The following is a 20796-nucleotide window of genomic DNA, read 5'->3' as shown; positions in this document are numbered from 1 at the left end:
TTTGTAGGTATTCACAAATGTGAGCGGACCTTTCACTAAGCACTAAGACAAATCGTAAAGACACGTACAACGTGGCTTTGCGGCTTGTGTGCTAAGTCCGCTCACTACGCTAACCTTTTTTGAAACTCTGTTCGCATCTATTGATTGAGAAAATTTTTATCATTTCTAAAGCTGCTATTACACTTTATAAGTGCGTATCAGACACTCTCTTTTTATTTCAATTTCTGTGATTGTATTCGCTACTTTGCAAATAAGGATGTATGCATTTTGTTCTTTTTGGCGAAAAATGCGTTTTAATAATAGTATTTAAATTGAGATGATAGTATAATTATACATAAATATTCATTTGGGGTGAGATAGATTGAATAAAGGTCAACGTCATATGCGCATTCGTGAAATCATTACAAATAATGAAATTGAAACACAAGATGAACTAGTGGATCGTTTAAAACAAAATGGCTATAACATAACACAAGCAACAGTATCAAGAGATATTAAAGAATTACATTTAGTGAAAGTACCACTACAAGATGGTCGTTATAAATATAGTTTACCGGCAGATCAGCGTTTTAATCCGCTACAAAAACTTCAAAGAGCATTATCAGATTCATTTGTTAGCATTGATGGAGTATCGCATTTTTTAATGTTAAAATCTTTACCGGGTAACGGTAATGCGATTGCAGTTTTATTAGATCATTTAGAATGGCCGGAATTACTAGGAACGTTATCTGGTGACGATACGATTTTAATTATTTGTCGTAGAGACGAAGATCGAGAAGTCGTGAAACAACGTATCATAGATTTATTATAAGATTTACTTAAATAAGAGGTGGATTTCTTGTTAAAAGAGCTTAGTATTCGTAACTTTGCAATTATTGATGACTTGACGATTGATTTTTCGGAAGGGCTTACAGTGTTAACTGGTGAAACGGGAGCAGGGAAATCAATTATTATTGATGCAGTTCATTTACTAGCAGGGGGACGAGCATCCCATGAATTTGTTCGTCATGGTGCAAAAAAGGCTGAATTAACAGGTCTATTTGTTATTACAAATGAAAACCACCCAATCTTCGGAAAACTTGTGGAATCAGGAATCGACAGTGAAGAAGGAACCATTATTCTTCGACGAGACATTAATGAAAATGGGAAAAGTGTTTGTCGTGTGAATGGAAAACTTGTACCTTTAACGATTTTACGTGAGATTGGTGGCACATTAATTGATATACATGGCCAGCATGAAAGCCAAGAACTAATGGATGAAAAGCAGCATATCCACTTATTAGATTATTTTGCAAGCTCACAGTTACTTGATGTAAAAGAACGATACACGGAAAAATATCAAATGTATCGGGATTTTAAACGCGAGCTTGCTGCTATAAACTTAGATGAACAACGAATTGCACAAAGAATTGATCTTTATCAATTTCAAATAAAAGAAATTGAAGAAGCAAACCTTAAAATTAATGAAGAAGAAATGCTACAGGATGAACGTCGCCGGTTAGTCAACTTTCATAAAATTTTTGAACGTGTGAGTGTTGCCTACAATGCTATTTCTGGGGAACAAAAAGGTCTTGATTTTATCGGTGATGCTATGAATGCCTTAAGCGATATTGTGTCCTTAGATGACCAATTTAATGAACCGCAAGAAACCGTTGCAAATGCATTTTATGGGCTACAAGACGCGGCACATCAAATTAAAAATGTATTAGATGAACTTGAGTTCGAACCAGAGCGCTTAAATGAAGTGGAACAAAGATTACAATTGTATCAGACAATGAAACGAAAATATGGTTCCACGGTCGAGGAAATTTTGAATTACTTTGAAAAAATAAAAGAAGAATTATTAAAGCTACAAAATCATGATGAAGCCATTCAAAATAGTGAGAAAAAATTAGCAGAAATGGAAGCTACATTAGAGGTACTAGCAACAGAACTCACAGCAATCCGAAATAAAAGTGCATTGGATTTAGCGGATGCAATTATGGAACAATTACGTGATTTACATATGGAAAAAGCAAAGTTTATCGTTAATTTTGAAACGTTACATAGTTTTGATATGAATGGGAAAGACTATGTATCATTCTATATATCAACAAATGTCGGGGAACCGCCAAAATCTTTACCTAAAATTGCCTCAGGTGGAGAATTATCTCGTATTATGCTTGCATTAAAAACCATTTTTTCATCTTCCAATGGGGTTACATCCATTATTTTTGATGAGGTGGATACTGGGGTAAGTGGCCGTGTCGCACAAGCAATTGCTGAAAAAATTGCTGCCATCTCGATGCACTCTCAAGTTCTTTGCATATCCCATTTACCACAAGTGGCTGCGATGGCAGATCAACATTATTTAATTCGAAAACATGTCGAGCAAAATCGTACTTATACATCTGTTTCAAATATTGATGTAAGCTCTCGTATTGAAGAGGTGAGCCGAATGATGAGTGGTGCAGAAATTACCGATCTAACGTTGCAACATGCATCAGAGCTACTGAAACTTGCCAATGTACGAAAACATGAAATGAAGAGCATGTCCGTTTAAATAATGAAATGAGCGTTAAAAAATGTTAGACAACCAAAATTGAAGGAAGAGCAGTCTCGTATTTTGAGACTGCTTTTTTCAACAATTACTTGCCTTATGAAAAAAGTCACGACAAATATTTACCTCTCATTAATGCTGTACAACTGACACATAGTAAATGTACGAAACTTAAAGGAGGTGGACTATGAGATTTCATTTGCGTAACCTTTTGACGTTGCTTTTGCTTTCGATATTAATTTTAACGCCGAGTGCTTTTGCATCCGCGAAAAAATTAATACCGATGGGTGAGTCAATCGGAATACAGTTACAATTGCCATTTGTATACGTTGCACATGATGTTCTTTTACCGAATGGACAATGGCTTAAAAAGGGAGATGTCATCACTGAAGTAAACGGTGAAACGATTTCTTCAGTTGAAAAACTAAAGCAACAAATTGAAGCCAATGATTTAACGATTTCGGTTAAACAGAAATCCCAAGAAAAACGTGATATCTCTTTAACAAATGAACAGGCAAATAATATTTTGCCGTTTTTAAAGGATGAAACAGATGGTATAGGAACATTAACCTTTATAGATCCGGATTCAAAGCAATACGGCGCTTTAGGTCATCAAATTATTGATGGTGTATTAAATGAACCGCCAAATTTTCAAAATGGGTCAATTTTTTTAGCCTCCATAGAACAAATAAAGAAAAGTAGTCCTGGTAACCCTGGCTATAAAATTTCAGTAATTGAAAAAAACGACATTCGTCTAGGAAATATTAATTCAAATGAGTCATACGGAATATTTGGAAACTGGGAAAGCAATTTAAAAGACAGTTTGCGTAAACCAATTGATATTATGCACGAGGAAGATATCGAATTGGGAAGCGCAGAACTTTATACGGCCATTGAAGGCTCTGAAGTTGAAGCGTTTTCAATTGATATCATTAAAATTGAGGATAACTTTTTACAATTCATTGTAACGGATAAAGAATTATTAGATAAAACAGGCGGAATATTACAAGGGATGAGTGGTAGTCCAATCATACAAAAAGGACAATTTGTAGGTGCTGTTACCCATATGTTTGTCGAACAACCTTCAAAAGGTGCAGCGATTACGGTAACAGAAATGTTAAAGAAAAAGCCGAAATAAGGAGAAAAGGACTATACTGATTAAAAAGTATAGTCTTTTCTTTGTTTTTTTATTAAAATAATACATGGCAAAAGTATGTGTTATAATCATCACGCTTCAATACATAAAGAAACTTGTCGATTTAACATGAAAGTATCATACAACTTGATTATTTTTGGGATTAAAAAAGGTTTTTAAGAAGAAATGTCGAAAATACAATTGTCAAGTATCAGAAAACTGTGACATAAAATGGGAAGCGGACCTATATCAAGTTGAAAGCTTGTAGTTACGATAAAAGGGGGACTTTTTTTGACGAAAGTAAAAGTGGCAATTGCCGACGATAACCGAGATTTAGTAAGGACAATGGAACAATATTTTGAAAATCATTCAGACATTGAAGTAGTAGCAACTGCTCCAAATGGTAAACTTTGTATAAAAATGTTAGAAGAATTTCAACCAGATGTACTCCTTCTAGATATTATCATGCCGCATTTAGATGGCTTAGGTGTGCTTGAGGCGATGTATAGTGATGATCGCATGGCAAAGACACAAGTAATTATGTTAACTGCTTTTGGCCAAGAAGATGTCATGAAACAAGCCGTAACGTACGGAGCATCATACTTTATGTTAAAACCGTTTGAATTTGATCAGCTTGTACAGAAAATTTTACATTGTGCTGGACAAAAAACAGAAACTGTAAAAAGACAGAGCATCCTACAACCTGAAACACAAACAAAGGTGAACCAACGTCAACTGGATACGACAATTACAGCTATTATTAAAGAAATTGGTGTCCCAGCGCATATTAAAGGGTACTCGTACTTAAGAGAAGCGATTCAAATGGTTTATTATGATATTGAACTATTAGGTTCCGTTACAAAAATTTTATACCCAGAAATTGCGAAAAAATTCGGGACAACGCCTTCACGTGTTGAACGTGCCATCCGACATGCCATTGAAGTGGCATGGAACCGTGGAAACTACGAGTCGATTTCACAAATGTTTGGTTACACAGTTCACCATTTAAAATCCAAACCCACGAACTCGGAATTCATTGCGATGATTGCCGACAAAATTCGTATTGAGTTGGTTGCGTCTTAAGAGTTGATGCAAGTGGGTCTGTAAGAGATAAGGAACCAATAAACTTTGGGAAATTATTACTTAACATCAATTTATAAACCAATACACTTTTGAATAAACGACCAATGAATTATTTTATTCGTTGGTTGTTTTTTTTAAGTTTTTTCAGGTGTTTTCTACATTCCTTCTAGTATTTACTTCAATTCCTACCTCATGTAACAACTTGAACTATTTATCAGTAACATTAATTTCCGCACGCGCTGTAAATTTAATGTCATGAAGTAATCTTCTCCTCACTCCAACTAGATTAGTGTGGGCGATAAAAGTGACAATTGATCTAGTTAACGATGAAAAACAGTAAAGTGAACTAATCCATATACTACTTAGAAAAGAGGCGACGATAATTTCTAGGAGGATCAAAATGGACTTTTCAAAGCAATTCGAACAAATAAAGGGCTCGGTGGTAAATATCTGTGTTCTCAATAGTCCAAAAGAAAAGAAAGTTATTTCATCTGGCTCAGGTGTTGTTATTGGAGATGGCACTAAGATCATCACTTGCTCCCACTGTATAAAGCCTAATCTTTTAAATATTGCTAGATTCTCGGGAGAAGATAACGCTCGGGAATGTAAAATAACTTTCAATGATCCAATTAAAGATATTGCCATTTTAGAGGTAGACAAATCCCTTGGCAAAGGGGTTAGAATGGGTGATTCTTCTGCGGTGAAAATTGGGCAGGAAGCATTTGTAGTTGGATTTCCGTTAAATATAAAAAAAATAACAGCCCTTTCAGCAAATATAGCTGGATTTGAGCCGGTGGATGGATTTGAATTAATTAGAATCGATTCATCTATTAACCATGGTAATTCAGGTGGACCGTTATTCAATTCGGAGGGCGAATTAGTTGGGATAGTGAATGCAAAACATGGGGGATTATCTTATATTTTGACAGAAGTGCAACAGGCAAAGTCAAAAGAAATGGAGGTAATTGGTGGAACTAATCTAGTGAAATTTATTCAAATTTTGATAAAACAAATGCAAAGAAATTTGAATCTTGGTATTGGTTATGCTATCCCTATAAATACAGTAGTGAATAGTTTAAAATCATCAAATTTATTAATAAAGAGGAAATTATAACCTTTCAAACTTTAAGAAACTATCAAGCACGTCTATTTATTGGTTTTATATCTACTAATTAATGGAGGTGCTTTTTATGCATAAAAAAACAGAACAGCTAACGAATTGCTCTATCATCAACAATATGCTCAGAATGCATGGACATACTTGCAGACAAAATTCGTATTGAGTTGGTTGCGTCTCAATAGATTAATATAATATTCATATAAAAACATTTCTATTTAACAAGTGCAAAATCTTGTTAGTTAGAAGTGTTTTTTTATTTTTGCTAATAAGCATCTAAAATATATTCTCATTATTCGCTATACCAGAACTACCAAGGGATTAATGATTTTCTAATAGGCATTCTTTTTATTTTGTAATAGATAATTTGAATAATATAGTAAGAAACTAATTATGAGATTGATAGAGGGGGTGAAAGAATGAAAATCAATTGGAAAGTTCGTTTAAGACATCGCCAGTTTTGGATAGCTCTTGTTTCTGCATTAGCATTACTAGCAAACCAAGTAGCTGCAATCTTTGGAGTAGATGTAACCATCATTAGTTCTCAGATTCAGCAAACGTTAGAAACGGTCTTAATGATTCTTGCCTTGTTAGGTGTCATTATCGACCCTACTACTTCGGGGATGAAAGATAGTAATCAAGCACTCACATATAAAAAGCCGAGAAAAGAATAATACGAAACTCCATTAGAAATTTTTCTAATGGAGTTTAGAACATGGAGAAAAATATGGGAAAATAGATTTTAACAAAATTTGTATTGAATATGAGAAAGGTCTCTAAACAAAAGATGAAACTTTCGATATACTTAAAGAAGGGAGGGATTTGGGTGATTATTTTTACAAATGACTTTTTAGAGCTTTTTGAAGAAAACGGTAAAGTGTATATTCGAACTATTAAAAAAGGATTTCCGATAAAAGAATTAGATCGGATTTTAAGATCTTATCCACGAATTAAACTAACGAACTTTTCAATGTTGAAAAACGCACTAGGAAAAGAAGCGGATCGTTCAGAAATTGGTCTATGGCTTCCGAATATTGAAATTGAAATCGCAAATGATAAAATGTCGGCTTCTGTTTTTATTTATGCAACAATTGATGAAATCCGCGAAGACCAAGAAAAAATTATAGCCCAAATAAAAGAGATGCTTTCTCAATATAATATTGTTCATGGTATCACTGATATTGATTTGAACAAAATTGTCCCTGGTAAAGCTTGTTTAATCGCTCAAGGAACACCCCCAACTGCTGGTGAAGACGCAGTGTTAAAATATTTAGAGATTCCAGAAAGAAAACCCGAAATTCGTGAAGATGGAAAAGCGGATTATTTTGAAATGAACTTTATTTTTGAAATAAAAGAGGGAGATTGGTTAGGGGAAAAAATTCCACCTAAACCTGGTATAGAAGGTAAAAATGTACATGGTGAAGTTATTCCGGCACCATTTGGTAAAGATGCACAACTAAAATACGACAAACATTCTGCTCGCGAAGTTGAAGAAGATGGAAAAGTTGTATTATATGCAACCAATAGTGGTGTAGTCGAAAATAGACAAGGCTTAATTTCCGTCAATCGACATTTACCAATTGATGGAGATATTGGACTCGAAACCGGAAATATAAAATTTGATGGGTCTGTTACAATCAGAGGTACGGTTTCAAATGGCTTTTCTGTTATTGCAACAGGTGACATATCGATTGAGGATCCTGGTGGTGTTTCAGGAGCTAAACTCATAAAATCCACTGAAGGAGATATTTACATAAAAGGTGGCATTTTTGGGATGGGAGAAACGGAAATTGAAGCAGGTGGCAGTATTTTTGTAAAGCATGTTAATGATGCGAACCTGATGGCAAAAAAGGAAATTGTAATCGGTTCTTATTCTTTAGGTTCATATCTCGTTGCCAATACGATCTTAGTCGATGAACGAAAAGGTAAAATTATCGGCGGTAAAGCTGTGGCGAAAAATATGATTGTGACGGCTTATGCTGGAAACCATTTAGAAAGAAGAACAGAACTCATAATTGAAAGCTTAAGTAAGCATCAAGCTTATGAAATTATTCAAGAGAAGGCTTCATTATTAAAAGAAACACAAGAAGAAATTGTTCAAATCACGACAAAAATTAATCTTATAGGACAATATAAAGAGAAACTAAGTAATCAACAAGCTCAAGCTTTAAAATTATTAAAAGATGAAATAGAGAAAAAGAAAACTAATGCTGTCAAATTAGATCAAGAAATAAAAGAGTTAATGTACAATTTGAAAAATGTTGGAAAAGAGGAGATTGTCGTGAAAAAGGAAGCGCATCCGGGTACATTTATACAAATTGGCACAAAATCATCTTTACTTACTAAAGTGACTCAAGGGACATTTCTCTTAGAGTTTGGCGAGTTGAATGTGTAATGGCTCAGGGTATTCCGATATTTGCTCACCGTGGAGCTTCTGCACAGGCATTAGAAAATACCCTCGTCGCATTCGAGAAAGCAAGAGTACTTGGTGCAGATGGTATTGAGCTCGACATTCAGTGTACAAAAGACGATATTCTTGTTGTATTTCACGATTTAGATTTATTTCGACTGACTGGTAAAAAGAAACGAATTAATGAACTGACTTTTAGTGAATTATCTACCTACCCACTAGGTAAAAATTTATTGCGAAGATTTTCTAAAAACCGCATTCCGACGTTTCAGGAAGTTGTGGAGTGGGCGAATGTGCATCAAATGCCGTTAAACATTGAACTAAAGGAATCGTTAGTAGATAATATGAAACCAATTATTGACGTGTTACAACGTTTACAAATCCCAAGTGGTAGTCACTTCTCTTCTTTTCACGATTCACTCATACGAATTGTCAAAATGCAAAGACCAGATGTTGAAACGGCGTTCATCGTGACAAAGAAATTTAAGTGGGAAACGATGGAAGCATCGACCCATTTTGATGCAATCCATGCCAATAAAAGCTACTACAAATCACAAAACTTAGATGTTTGTCAAAATGCACAAAAAGGGATTCGATTTTACAATATAAATGGGTCTGAATCTTTTTTATCAAATCCACATCCTGCTGTTATTGGTTGGATTACAGATTTTCCGGACCGCCTAGCAAAAACAACTAAAAAGATTAAATGAAAACAGACGTTCAAAGTAGGAATGAAATACCTATCCATTGAACGTCTGTTATTTATTTTGAACCCTTTTGGAATTTTGGGGCTACTTTACCTTTTTTGCGGTCACGATGTAGTAAAAAACCAGCAAAAAAACCAAGTCCAATTACAAAGAAAATGACCCCAACAACAAATTGTAACCAAATCCACGGGAATGGGGAAATGAGCTTACCAAATAATGTATCCCTCATAAATTTTATTCCAGCACCAGCCATTAATGCAGGGATCAGCATAATGATAAACGCTAGCATTCTTGCCATCTTGTATCCTCCTTACAACTACTTTAATTTTACAATGGTGAAAAGGAAAGTCAAGGAAGGGTGGCAAATTACATAAGATAGAATAATAATTAATTTTCTTTAAATAAAAACAATCCCATCTCTATAGGTGTATGAATTGATTTAATAGTCCGAAAATTCTTAATTAATTTAAATCAGATAATAATAGTTGCTTCAAAACGAAATTGTAAGTATTGTAAAATTAGGTAAGTGCTTTATTAGAAATATAATGTTTTTTTTAGTTATTATTTTATCTATTGCAGAGAGAAAGCGTTTTCATTTGAAGGGAGATTGGACTCGTGGAAATTTTCAAGTATATGGAAAAGTATGATTATGAACAATTAGTATTTTGCCAGGACAAATCTTCAGGTTTAAAAGCAATTATTGCAATTCATGACACAACATTAGGACCTGCTCTTGGGGGTTCGAGAATGTGGACCTATGCGACAGAGGAACAGGCAATTGAAGATGCACTGCGACTTGCTCGCGGAATGACCTATAAAAACGCTGCAGCAGGATTAAATTTAGGTGGAGGAAAAACCGTTATTATCGGGGATCCTTTTAAAGATAAAAATGAAGAGATGTTTCGTGCTTTAGGACGATTTATTCAAGGTTTGAATGGTCGTTATATCACGGCAGAAGATGTTGGAACGACGGTTACAGATATGGACTTAATTCACGAAGAAACGGATTATGTAACAGGTATCTCACCTACATTCGGTTCTTCGGGTAATCCTTCACCAATTACCGCATATGGTGTGTACCTTGGAATGAAAGCGGCAGCAAAAGAAGCGTTCGGAGTAGATATTTTAGAAGGACGCACAATCGCAGTTCAAGGGCTTGGAAATGTAGCCTATACGCTATGCGAGTACCTTCATAAAGAAGGGGCAAAATTAATCGTGACAGACATTAATAAAAAAGCAGTCGATCGCGTCGTTCATGATTTCAATGCGATTGCTGTAGATCCGGATGACATTTATAAACAAGATGTCGATATTTTTTCTCCTTGTGCATTAGGGGCGATTATCAATGATGAGACAATCCCTCAATTAAAAGCAAAAGTAATTGCAGGGTCAGCCAATAACCAATTAAAAGATTCGAAACATGGCCAAATCATTCATGAACAAGGAATCGTTTACGCGCCGGATTATGTGATTAATGCGGGTGGCGTAATCAATGTAGCAGATGAGTTGTATGGATATAATCGTGAGCGTGCCATGAAACGAGTAGAAACGATTTATGACAGCATATTAAAAATCTTTGATATTTCAAAACGTGATAATATTCCGACGTATTTAGCTGCAAATCGTTTAGCTGAAGAACGAATTGAACGAGTTGCAAAATCAAGAAAGCAATTTTTACGAAATGGTAAAAATATTTTAAACGGTAGATAAGGGGAACTTACATGGTGGGAAGTAAAGAATATCTTTGCTTCCCTATTATTTCACTAAAGTAAGGGATGAAATAAACCTACTTTATTTAGGAGGGGTATGTTTGGCACGTGAATATGATTTAGTTATTCTTGGCGGTGGAACAGGTGGCTATGTAGCAGCAATACGTGCATCTCAACTGGGATTAAAAACAGCAATTGTTGAAAAAGAAAATCTTGGCGGAACTTGTTTGCATAAAGGATGTATCCCAAGTAAGGCATTACTACGAAGTGCCGAAATGTATCGGCAAGCAAAAGTTTCCTCGCAGTACGGAATTGATTTGTCGACAATCAAGTTAAATTTCCAAGCAGTTCAAAATCGAAAACAGTCCATTGTTGATACACTACATCAAGGTGTGAAGGGATTAATGAAAAAGGGGAAAATCGATGTTTTCTATGGGACAGGGCGTATTCTCGGACCTTCTATTTTCTCACCAATGCCTGGGACAATCTCCGTTGAAATGGAAGATGGATCGGACAATGAAATGCTTATTCCTAAAAATGTAATCATCGCCACAGGTTCACGTCCCCGACTTTTGGATGGCATTGAGATTGATGGTCAGACCATTATTACTTCAGATGAAGCATTACAATTCGAGCAATTGCCACAATCTATCATTATTGTTGGTGGTGGGGTAATCGGAATTGAATGGGCGTCCATGCTTGCTGATTTTGGGGTAAATGTAACGGTTCTTGAGTATGGAAATCGAATTTTACCAACCGAAGATCAAGAGATTGTAAACGAAATAGAAAAGCAACTAAAGAAACGGGGCATTCACATTATTACGGGTGCTCATATCCAGGTTGACTCGATCACTCGACATGAGGGTGTTCATCTATCAGCGAAAATTGGCAATGAATTGCAGACATTTTCTGCCGATAAAATGCTATTAGCTGTTGGACGGACAGGAAATATTGAGGGAATTGGCTTAGAAAATACTGAAATTCAAACGGAGTCAAACTTTATTAAAGTGAACGAAAATTATCAAACAAAAGAACAACATATATATGCGATTGGGGATTGCATTGGTGGGATGCAATTAGCTCACATTGCCTCCCATGAAGGAATGGCTGCAGTTGAACACATTGTTCATGGTAAAACAAAACCGATCCATTATACAAATGTAGCTAGATGTATTTATAGTTATCCAGAAGTTGCAAGTGTTGGATTAACTGAAGAACAAGCTAAAGAGCAAGGTTACGAAATCAAGGTAGGGAAGTTTCCATTTAAAGGGGTTGGAAAAGCATTAGTCTATGGGGATTCAGATGGATTTGTAAAAATAATCGCCCATAAAGAGACGAATGATTTATTAGGCGTTCATATGGTTGGGCCAAATGTGACAAACATGATTTCAGAGGCTGCTTTAGGAATGCTCCTTGATGCGACACCTTGGGAAATTGGTGAAACAATTCATCCCCACCCTTCCTTAAGTGAAGTAATCGGGGAGGCAGCAATGGCAGTAGATCATCAGGCGATTCATATTTAACAATTGTTTTTTAATAGATTAGATTAATACTTATTGTTGTCTAAGTAGATAACTGATCCATTGATTAGGATTGTGTGTATATGAGTAACTTATTTTCGCCATTCCAATAGTAGATTAAAGAATAGTAAACTTTCATTTCGAGATGAAGAATGGGGGATGAAATGTATGGCTAATGAAACGATACACCATGAAGAGCTAGGTTTGACAAATAATGAAGTTTTAAAAATGTATGAAACCATGTTAATGGCAAGAAGACTAGACGAAAGAATGTGGCTATTAAATCGAGCTGGGAAAATCCCTTTTGTTATTTCTTGCCAAGGACAAGAAGCCGCTCAAGTAGGTGCAGCGTTTGCCCTTGATCCAACGAAAGATTATATAGCACCCTATTACCGAGACATGGGCATTGTTTTACATTTTGGGATGACGCCAAAAGAATTAATGTTGTCTGCATTTGCGAAGGCAGAAGATCCAAACTCCGGCGGCAGACAAATGCCGGGACACTTTGGACAAAAGAAAAATCGAATTCTTTCTGGTTCTTCCCCAGTTGCTACCCAAGTCCCTCATGCAGTGGGTGTAGCATTGGCCGGTAAAATCCAAAATAAAGACTATCTTTCTTTTGTTACCTTAGGAGAAGGCTCAACCAACCAAGGTGATTTTCATGAAGGGGCGAACTTCGCAGGGGTTCATAAATTGCCTGTCATCATTATGGTAGAAAATAATCAATATGCCATATCAGTTCCGGTAGAACGCCAATTAGGATGTGCAAAAGTATCAGACCGTGCAATTGGCTACGGAATGCCAGGTGTGACAGTGGATGGGAAAAATCCGCTAGCAGTTTATAAAGTTGTCAAAGAAGCGGCAGATCGTGCACGAAACGGAGAAGGTCCGAGTTTAATAGAAACGGTCACATATCGATTGACAGCACATTCTTCAGATGATGACGATCGCCAATATCGTACAGCGGAAGACATAGCCGAGGGAAAAGCCAATGACCCAATTCATTTATTTGAAAAGTATTTAATAGAAACGAAAGTAGCGACAGAAGATTTATTACGTCAAATTAATGAAGATCTTATAAAAACAGTCAATGAAGCAACGGATTACGCAGAAAACGCTCCTTATGCAGAACCTGAGCATGCGCTGAAATATGTGTATGAGGAAGGAGGAGATGGAAAATGGCAGTAATATCGTACATTGAAGCCATTAATTTGGCCATGAAGGAAGAAATGGAAAGAGATGAACGAGTATTTATTTTAGGAGAAGATGTGGGTCGTAAAGGCGGTGTATTTAAAACAACGGCTGGCCTTTTTAATCAATTTGGAGATTATCGCGTTCTCGATACCCCTTTAGCAGAAAGTGCTATTGCAGGTGTTGCGATAGGGGCAGCGATGGTTGGGATGCGTCCTATTGCTGAAATGCAATTTGCGGATTTTATTATGCCTGCTGTCAATCAAATCGTATCCGAAGCAGCTAAAATGCGCTATCGCTCCAATAACGATTGGCATTGTCCATTGGTAGTCCGTGCGCCATTTGGTGGTGGGATTCATGGTGCCCTTTATCATTCCCAATCGGTTGAAGCTATGTTTGCCGGGACACCAGGCTTAAAGATCGTCATTCCATCCACTCCTTATGATGCGAAAGGGCTACTAAAGGCGGCAATCCGTGATGAAGATCCAGTTCTTTTCTTTGAGCATAAACGAGCCTATCGATTAATTAAAGGTGAAGTACCGGCAGAAGACTATTGTTTGCCAATTGGAAAAGCAGATGTGAAACGCCAAGGTGACGACATCACAGTTATTACGTACGGTTTAGCCGTTCATTTTGCCATCCAAGCAGCGGAAAGGCTTGCAGATGATGGAATCCAAGCACATATTTTAGATTTAAGAACTGTCTATCCATTAGATAAAGAAGCGATTTGTGAGGCAGCAAGTAAAACGGGGAAAGTACTACTCATCACAGAGGATAATAAAGAAGGTAGTATTATGAGCGAAGTGGCAGCCATTATTGCAGAACATTGCTTATTTGACCTTGATGCACCAATTCAACGTCTTGCTGGACCAGATGTACCTGCTATGCCATATGCACCAACAATGGAAAAGTTTTTCATGATTAACCCTGAAAAAATAGAACAAGCAATGAGATCATTAGCAGCTTTCTAAGTTAGAAGAGGAGGTACTTCATGACCATTCAATCGATTCAAATGCCTCAGTTGGGCGAAAGTGTTACAGAAGGTACAATTGAAAAATGGCTAGTACAACCAGGGGATAAAGTAAATAAATATGACCCGATAGCGGAAGTGGTGACAGATAAGGTAAATGCGGAAATCCCGTCTTCATTTACTGGGACAATCCATGAACTAATAGCTAAAGAAGGTGAAACGCTTTCTGTTGGTGCTATCGTATGTACGATGGAGGTTGTCGATGAAGGAAACCCTGCAGTAGTTGTCCAATCAAAAAATACAAATGTTAGTTCAGCTATTTTAAATGCGGGAAGATTGATAAAAGCAGAGCCAGTAAATAATACAAAAACAGAAATGGTTCAGTTACAATCAAATACACAAAAAAAGCGATACTCTCCAGCAGTTTTAAAATTAGCGCAGGATCATCAACTTGATTTACAACAAATTTCAGGTACCGGGTTAGAAGGTCGCATTACAAGAAAAGATGTATTGAATTTTATTGAAAATGGACAAAAAGCACAACCGCAGACACAAGAAAAAGAGATTCCATCAACAAATGTTCAAAGTGTAAGTGTATCCCGCACGAACGATCACCATTCCTATGAAAATCAAAGTGGTGATATAGAGATTCCAGTTACTTCCGTTAGACGTGCCATCGCCAACAATATGGTTAGAAGTAAACAGGAAGTACCTCATGCATGGATGATGATGGAGATTGATGTAACGGACTTGGTGAGCTATCGAAATAAAATTAAAAAGGAATTCAAAGCAAAGGAAGGGTTTAATTTAACTTACTTTGCATTTTTCATAAAAGCTATTGCAACTGCCTTAAAAGAGTATCCGATGATGAATTCTGTTTGGGCACAAGATAAAATCATCCAAAAGAAAGACATTAATATTTCCATTGCAGTTGCAACAGAAGATGCGTTATTTGTTCCAGTCATCAAAAATGCCGATGATAAATCAATCAAAGGAATCGCCAAAGAAATACATGAACTTACTCAACTTGTAAGGAATGGTAAATTACGTTCTGAACATATACAGGGTGGTACGTTTACGGTGAATAATACAGGTTCATTTGGTTCTGTCCAATCGATGGGAATTATTAATTATCCACAAGCTGCCATTGTACAGGTGGAATCAATTGTAAAAAGACCTGTTATTGTAAATGAAAATATGTTTGCTGCAAGGGACATGGTGAACTTATGTTTATCTTTAGATCATAGAATTTTAGATGGTTTGATTTGTGGGAAATTTCTAAATAGAGTGAAAAATATTCTCGAAAATGTAAACGAAGACACGATTTCTGTTTATTAATTATACGTGGGAAGCCTTGTAAAATAAGGCTTCCTTTAATTTTTTTCTTTATTGGTAATGTTATCTAGGGTAAAATAAAATTATATACGTAAAGGGGGCAGCTATTAAGCGAGAGTATGTCAAAACAAATGAAAGAAATTCAATTTCCATCTGCAAGTTATGATCAGTGGAAGGAAGAAGCAACAAAAGCATTAAAAGGGAAGCCATTTGAATCATTATTTACAAAAACACAAGAGGATATAACATTATCACCACTTTATACGCAAGAGATGTTAGTTGAAAAGTTAGGGGATCAACTTGAAAATCAAATTTCAACTATCCGATCATTAAAGGAAGCAGAAGGGTTTAACGTTGCTCAACAAATCTTTGGTGGGACAACTGAACAATTTTTTGCAAACTTACAGGATAGTGTAGATAAAGGAAATAATTATATTACAATTGATAGCCGTACAGCATTTGAATGGGATAACGAAAGTTTAGCAAAGCTTGCAAACATCTTAACAACGACTCCATTCAAACTAATTGTACAAAATGACAATGATCCAATCCTTGCTGTTTTCAATCAAATTGAAGAGAAACAAAATATAAAAGGTTTTATTATTTCTGAAAAACAATTTACATTAAATGGCTTTGAAAATGTCCGAACTTTCTGTGCAAATAGTGCTACATATCATTATGAAGGTGCGAATGCAGTTCAAGAATTAGCGATTACTTTAGCATTAGCTTCGAAGTTTGCCAATGAATCGAGTTTTGAAGAGGTTTCCAAGAAGTTTTTTGTCAACTTTGCGATTGATACACAATTCTTCGCAGAAATTGCAAAATTACGTGCGTTTAAAGTGCTTTGGAAAGCATTTGCAGCAGCATTTGGTGTCGACAATCCACAAGCGATTCCTGTACTAGCTGAAAACTCTTTACGCAGCTATTCAAAATTAGATGTGTATGTAAATTTACTACGCGCTGGTAATGAAGCATTTGCAGGAGTAATCGGTGGTGCAGATGTGATTACGGTACATCCACATGATGTATTGTCAAAGCCAACTGATCAATCAATCCGAATTGCGCGTAATGTGTTACTTGTATTAAAAGAAGAATCTCGTGTGGCTGAAGTATTGGATCCATCAGGTGGTTCTTATTTCATTGAGACGTTAACAGCGGAATATGTTGAAAAAGCATGGGATTTATTCAATCAAATTGAAGAAGCTGGTGGTTTTGATGCGTATGCAAGTGCTGGCACATTACAAGCGGATTTAGAAGAAGTGTACAATGCTCGTTTACAAGCAGTTGAAACGCGTAAGGAATCATTAATTGGTACAAATATTTATGCAAACCCAGTTGATGAACTTCCAACTGAAACAAATCCAATCCTTTCAGATGTAAAACGTTTAGCAGTTCCATTTGAGCAATTACGTGAACAGTTTAAATTAGCGCAAGCAAAAATCGGCGTTTTAACTTATGGAAAACTGAAGGATTTCAAACCACGTGCTGATTTTGTGGCTGGGTTCTTTGCTACTGCAGGGAATATCCCAGAACAATCTGGAGAATTACTTACGGTTGAATCCGCAACGCAATGGTTACAAAATGCAAACTATGATTATGTCATTGTTGCAGCAAAAGACGATGATGCAAAAGAGCTTGTACCAGCTTTACTTTCAAATAAACCTGAAAACGTAATTTTAGATGTAGCAGGTAAATTTAAAGAAGAACAAGACGAGTGGCAACAATCAGGCTTAAACGGATTTATCTTTGCAGGCCAAAATATTGTCAAAAAGCTAAATGAGGTTCTTGAAAGTGTGAAAGGGGTACAACAATGACGAAACCAAATTTTAAATCAGTAAATATTGGACAAGTATTACAAAATGAAAATCTTCAATCAACTCGTACATTCATGACAAATGAAGGTATTGAAGTGAATGAGTTCTATAATAAAGCGGACATTCAAGATGCAAAACATTTAAATGACGTTGCGGGAATCGCACCAAATACGCGCGGTCCATATCCAACGATGTATGTTGCTCGCCCTTGGACAGTACGTCAATATGCAGGCTTCTCAACTGCTGAAGAATCCAATGCATTTTATCGTCGTAATTTAGCAATGGGTCAAAAAGGTCTTTCTGTTGCCTTTGACTTAGCAACACACCGTGGTTATGACTCGGACCACCCTCGTGTAAAAGGGGATGTAGGGAAAGCTGGAGTTGCCATTGACTCGATTGAAGATATGAAAATTTTATTTGACGGTATTCCGTTAGATCAAATGTCTGTTTCGATGACGATGAACGGTGCGGTTTTACCGATTATGGCATTCTATATCGTTGCTGCTGAAGAGCAAGGTGTAACACCAGAAAAGCTTGCAGGAACAATTCAAAACGATATTTTAAAAGAGTACATGGTGCGTAATACGTACATTTATCCACCAGAAATGTCGATGAAAATTATTGCGGATATTTTTGAATACACAAGTAAGTTTATGCCGAAATTTAACTCGATTTCGATTTCGGGTTACCATATTCAAGAAGCAGGGGCAACAAATGATATCGAGTTAGCTTATACACTAGCAGATGGCCTTGAATACGTTCGTACAGGCTTAAAAGCTGGTATCGATATTGATTCATTTGCACCACGTCTTTCTTTCTTCTGGGCAATTGGAATGAACTACTATATGGAAGTTGCGAAAATGCGTGCAGCACGTCGTATTTGGGCTCAAATGATGAGTACCTTTAATCCGAAAAATCCAAAAGCATTAGCTTTACGTACGCACTCACAAACTTCTGGTTGGTCATTAACAGAGCAAGATCCATTCAACAACGTAACGCGTACATTAATCGAGGCAAATGCAGCGGCAATGGGACACACGCAATCCCTTCATACAAATGCACTTGATGAAGCCATTGCATTACCGACAGATTTCTCTGCTCGTATTGCTCGTAATACGCAATTATTCTTACAAGAAGAAACAGCTATGACGAAAGTAATCGATCCATGGGGTGGTTCTTACTACGTTGAAAAATTAACAGACGAACTAACTGAAAAAGCATGGGCGTTAATTCAAGAAATCGAAGAACTAGGCGGTATGGCAAAAGCGATTGAAACAGGCTTACCGAAGATGAAAGTTGAAGAATCAGCTGCAAAACGTCAAGCGAAAATTGACTCGAAATCTGAAACAATCGTTGGTGTAAATAAATATCTATTAGATGTAGAAGAACCAATTGATATTTTAGATATCGATAATACGTTAGTTCGTACAAAACAAATTGAACGTTTAAATAAATTAAAAGAAGACCGTAATGAAGAAGAAGTACAAAAGCATTTAGCTCGTCTTACACATGCAGCACAAACTGGTGAAGAAAACTTATTGGCAGTAGCAGTTGATGCAGCACGTGCTCGCGCATCTTTAGGAGAAATTTCAGATGCTATTGAAAATGTTTCTGGACGTCATAAAGCGGTTATTCGTTCAATTTCAGGTGTTTATTCTTCAAACTTCTCAGATGATGAATTAATTACTGAAGTAAAACAAATGACAGAAGAGTTCCTAGAAAACGAAGGACGTCGCCCACGTTTACTAGTAGCGAAAATGGGTCAAGATGGTCATGACCGTGGTGCTAAAGTTGTTGCAACAGGTTATGCCGATTTAGGCTTTGATGTGGATATTTCACCACTATTTATGACACCTGAAGAAGCTGCACAAATGGCTGTAGAAAATGACGTTCACTGTGTAGGTGTATCTTCATTAGCAGCTGGTCATAAAACGCTAGTTCCTGAACTTGTAGAGGAGCTAAAGAAATTAGGTCGGGAAGATATTATCGTCATCGTTGGCGGTGTAATTCCTGCTCAAGATTATGAGTACCTATATGAATCAGGTGCAGTTGCCATCTTTGGACCAGGAACAGTGATTCCAGTTTCAGCGATGAAAATTATTGAAGAAATCTACAAACGTTTAGGTTATGAGGAAGTGTCTGAATAATGGATGAGCGTCATTCAGTTCCAGACAATAGTGCCTTATTTGTGATGCCTGGAGTTGAAGGAGGTCATGATGGCATGAACATTCAACCAAAGAAATTCCGTAAAAAGAAACAACAACCGATTGATTTAAAGAAATTAGCAAGTGAAGTACGCCTTGGTGACCGTACTTCACTTTCAAAGGCAATTACGTTAATCGAAAGCTCCAATAATGACCATAAGGAACAAGCGCAACAACTGCTTCAGGAACTGCTTCCTTATACAGGGAATAGTATTCGCATTGGGATCACGGGTGTACCAGGAGCAGGGAAAAGTTCTTTTATTGAGGCATTCGGAACGATGCTTTGTAATATGGGGAAAAAGGTTGCCGTTCTTGCCATCGATCCAAGTTCTTCTCTATCTGGCGGTAGTATTTTAGGAGATAAGACTCGGATGGAGGAATTGAGCCGAAACAAACAAGCCTTTGTTCGGCCATCTCCAAGTGCAGGAACGCTCGGTGGAGTGCATAAAAAGTCACGCGAAACCATGTTACTTTGTGAGGCTGCAGGGTATGATGTGATCTTAATTGAAACAGTAGGTGTCGGTCAAAGTGAAACCTATGTGCGCGGGATGGTGGACTTTTTCTTACTTCTTGTATTAACTGGAGCAGGCGATGAGCTGCAAGGGATGAAAAAAGGCATTATGGAGCTAGCAGATGGTATTGTTGTACATAAAAGTGACGGAGATAATGTACGCAAAGCGAAAAAAACGGTTCGTGAATATATGCAAATTTTACATTTCCTTCAGCCATCAACACCAGGCTGGATGAGTCAAGCGCATCCAGCATCTTCACTGGAAAAAACAGGCCTAACAGAAATATGGGATATGATGTGTCAGTTTGAAAAAACAATCAAAGAGTCTTCCTATTGGGAGACGAGAAGGCTAGAGCAGACGAAAGATTGGTTCCATTCCATGATAATCGATCATTTAATTGATTCCTTCTTTAACAACAGTGACAAAAAAGTTCAAGTAAAATCCATTGAGGAAGCGATCCTACAAGGGAAGTTAACCGTTACACAAGGTGTTACGAAACTATTCCCTCAATAAAAATCATAGTTGATGAAATCAATTTGTATTCCAAAAT

At 36.7% G+C, this 20796-nt stretch carries 17 protein-coding genes; 16 read left to right on the top strand and 1 reads right to left on the bottom strand.

The window, feature by feature from the left end:
* Window positions 1-361: 361 nt before the first annotated feature.
* The 8 genes from ahrC (at window position 362) to EK386_RS00400 (ending at window position 8994) form a co-directional block, all read left to right on the top strand.
* Window positions 362-811: a transcriptional regulator AhrC/ArgR gene (ahrC, locus tag EK386_RS00435; protein WP_126657038.1), complete on the top strand. Its 450-nt coding sequence runs from the start codon at window positions 362-364 to the stop codon at window positions 809-811.
* Window positions 812-838: 27 nt separating this feature from the next.
* Window positions 839-2542 (top strand): DNA repair protein RecN, encoded by a 1704-nt coding sequence (gene recN, locus EK386_RS00430; RefSeq protein ID WP_126657037.1) that lies wholly within the window; start codon window positions 839-841, stop codon window positions 2540-2542.
* Between the two features lie 184 nt (window positions 2543-2726).
* On the top strand, window positions 2727-3677 hold the full coding sequence (locus EK386_RS00425) for a SpoIVB peptidase S55 domain-containing protein (protein WP_126657036.1): 951 nt from the start codon (window positions 2727-2729) through the stop codon (window positions 3675-3677).
* A 288-nt stretch (window positions 3678-3965) separates the two neighbouring features.
* Window positions 3966-4757 (top strand): sporulation transcription factor Spo0A, encoded by a 792-nt coding sequence (gene spo0A, locus EK386_RS00420; protein ID WP_126657035.1) that lies wholly within the window; start codon window positions 3966-3968, stop codon window positions 4755-4757.
* Window positions 4758-5157: 400 nt separating this feature from the next.
* Window positions 5158-5871 (top strand): S1 family peptidase, encoded by a 714-nt coding sequence (locus EK386_RS00415; RefSeq protein WP_126657034.1) that lies wholly within the window; start codon window positions 5158-5160, stop codon window positions 5869-5871.
* A gap of 422 nt (window positions 5872-6293) precedes the next feature.
* On the top strand, window positions 6294-6548 hold the full coding sequence (locus EK386_RS00410) for a phage holin (RefSeq protein ID WP_126657033.1): 255 nt from the start codon (window positions 6294-6296) through the stop codon (window positions 6546-6548).
* Window positions 6549-6700: 152 nt separating this feature from the next.
* Entirely contained in the window at window positions 6701-8269 is a 1569-nt protein-coding gene (locus EK386_RS00405; protein WP_126657032.1) for a FapA family protein, read from the top strand.
* Window positions 8269-8994: a glycerophosphodiester phosphodiesterase gene (locus EK386_RS00400; RefSeq protein WP_126657031.1), complete on the top strand. Its 726-nt coding sequence runs from the start codon at window positions 8269-8271 to the stop codon at window positions 8992-8994. The genes EK386_RS00405 and EK386_RS00400 overlap by 1 nt, the downstream gene beginning before the upstream one ends.
* 52 nt (window positions 8995-9046) lie before the next feature.
* Here the strand turns inward: EK386_RS00400 and EK386_RS00395 are convergent, their stop codons facing one another.
* The gene (locus EK386_RS00395; RefSeq protein ID WP_126657030.1) at window positions 9047-9289 is read right to left on the bottom strand and encodes a DUF2627 domain-containing protein; all 243 of its coding nucleotides are present in this window, start codon (window positions 9287-9289) and stop codon (window positions 9047-9049) included.
* A gap of 317 nt (window positions 9290-9606) precedes the next feature.
* On the opposite strand from EK386_RS00395, the gene bcd reads away from it, so the two are divergent.
* The 8 genes from bcd (at window position 9607) to meaB (ending at window position 20759) form a co-directional block, all read left to right on the top strand.
* Window positions 9607-10701: a branched-chain amino acid dehydrogenase gene (bcd, locus tag EK386_RS00390; protein WP_126657029.1), complete on the top strand. Its 1095-nt coding sequence runs from the start codon at window positions 9607-9609 to the stop codon at window positions 10699-10701.
* 100 nt (window positions 10702-10801) lie between these two features.
* Window positions 10802-12223 carry a dihydrolipoyl dehydrogenase gene (gene lpdA, locus EK386_RS00385; protein WP_126657028.1) on the top strand — a complete coding sequence of 474 codons (1422 nt, stop codon included), beginning with the start codon at window positions 10802-10804 and terminating at the stop codon, window positions 12221-12223.
* Window positions 12224-12388: 165 nt separating this feature from the next.
* Window positions 12389-13408 (top strand): thiamine pyrophosphate-dependent dehydrogenase E1 component subunit alpha, encoded by a 1020-nt coding sequence (locus EK386_RS00380; protein ID WP_126657027.1) that lies wholly within the window; start codon window positions 12389-12391, stop codon window positions 13406-13408.
* Complete coding sequence (locus tag EK386_RS00375; protein WP_126657026.1) at window positions 13399-14382, top strand: alpha-ketoacid dehydrogenase subunit beta; 984 nt, start codon at window positions 13399-13401, stop codon at window positions 14380-14382. The genes EK386_RS00380 and EK386_RS00375 overlap by 10 nt, the downstream gene beginning before the upstream one ends.
* Window positions 14383-14402: 20 nt before the next feature.
* Window positions 14403-15719, top strand: coding sequence for a dihydrolipoamide acetyltransferase family protein (locus tag EK386_RS00370; protein ID WP_126657025.1), 1317 nt, complete (start codon window positions 14403-14405; stop codon window positions 15717-15719).
* Between the two features lie 116 nt (window positions 15720-15835).
* Window positions 15836-17530: a methylmalonyl-CoA mutase family protein gene (locus EK386_RS00365; RefSeq protein ID WP_126657024.1), complete on the top strand. Its 1695-nt coding sequence runs from the start codon at window positions 15836-15838 to the stop codon at window positions 17528-17530.
* The gene (scpA, locus tag EK386_RS00360; protein WP_126657023.1) at window positions 17527-19677 is read left to right on the top strand and encodes a methylmalonyl-CoA mutase; all 2151 of its coding nucleotides are present in this window, start codon (window positions 17527-17529) and stop codon (window positions 19675-19677) included. Before EK386_RS00365 ends, scpA begins: the two co-directional genes overlap by 4 nt.
* On the top strand, window positions 19677-20759 hold the full coding sequence (gene meaB, locus EK386_RS00355; protein ID WP_126657022.1) for a methylmalonyl Co-A mutase-associated GTPase MeaB: 1083 nt from the start codon (window positions 19677-19679) through the stop codon (window positions 20757-20759). The genes scpA and meaB overlap by 1 nt, the downstream gene beginning before the upstream one ends.
* Window positions 20760-20796: the final 37 nt, after the last annotated feature.

It is taken from the genome of Lysinibacillus antri (assembly GCF_003977595.1).
Lineage (GTDB): Bacteria > Bacillota > Bacilli > Bacillales_A > Planococcaceae > Ureibacillus > Ureibacillus antri.
The sequence above is the reverse complement of the archived record's forward strand: the minus strand, read 5'-3'. Positions and strand labels throughout refer to the sequence as shown.

Bases quoted from the DNA above. Each gene is read 5' to 3' on its own strand.
- EK386_RS00425 (WP_126657036.1), top strand. From the start codon at position 2,727: ATGAGATTTCATTTGCGTAACCTTTTGACGTTGCTTTTGCTTTCGATA.
- EK386_RS00415 (WP_126657034.1), top strand. From the start codon at position 5,158: ATGGACTTTTCAAAGCAATTCGAACAAATAAAGGGCTCGGTGGTAAAT.
- EK386_RS00370 (WP_126657025.1), top strand. From the start codon at position 14,403: ATGACCATTCAATCGATTCAAATGCCTCAGTTGGGCGAAAGTGTTACA.
- EK386_RS00365 (WP_126657024.1), top strand. From the start codon at position 15,836: ATGTCAAAACAAATGAAAGAAATTCAATTTCCATCTGCAAGTTATGAT.
- EK386_RS00380 (WP_126657027.1), top strand. From the start codon at position 12,389: ATGGCTAATGAAACGATACACCATGAAGAGCTAGGTTTGACAAATAAT.
- EK386_RS00375 (WP_126657026.1), top strand. From the start codon at position 13,399: ATGGCAGTAATATCGTACATTGAAGCCATTAATTTGGCCATGAAGGAA.
- meaB (WP_126657022.1), top strand. From the start codon at position 19,677: ATGGATGAGCGTCATTCAGTTCCAGACAATAGTGCCTTATTTGTGATG.
- scpA (WP_126657023.1), top strand. From the start codon at position 17,527: ATGACGAAACCAAATTTTAAATCAGTAAATATTGGACAAGTATTACAA.
- EK386_RS00400 (WP_126657031.1), top strand. From the start codon at position 8,269: ATGGCTCAGGGTATTCCGATATTTGCTCACCGTGGAGCTTCTGCACAG.
- EK386_RS00395 (WP_126657030.1), bottom strand. From the start codon at position 9,289: ATGGCAAGAATGCTAGCGTTTATCATTATGCTGATCCCTGCATTAATG.
- EK386_RS00410 (WP_126657033.1), top strand. From the start codon at position 6,294: ATGAAAATCAATTGGAAAGTTCGTTTAAGACATCGCCAGTTTTGGATA.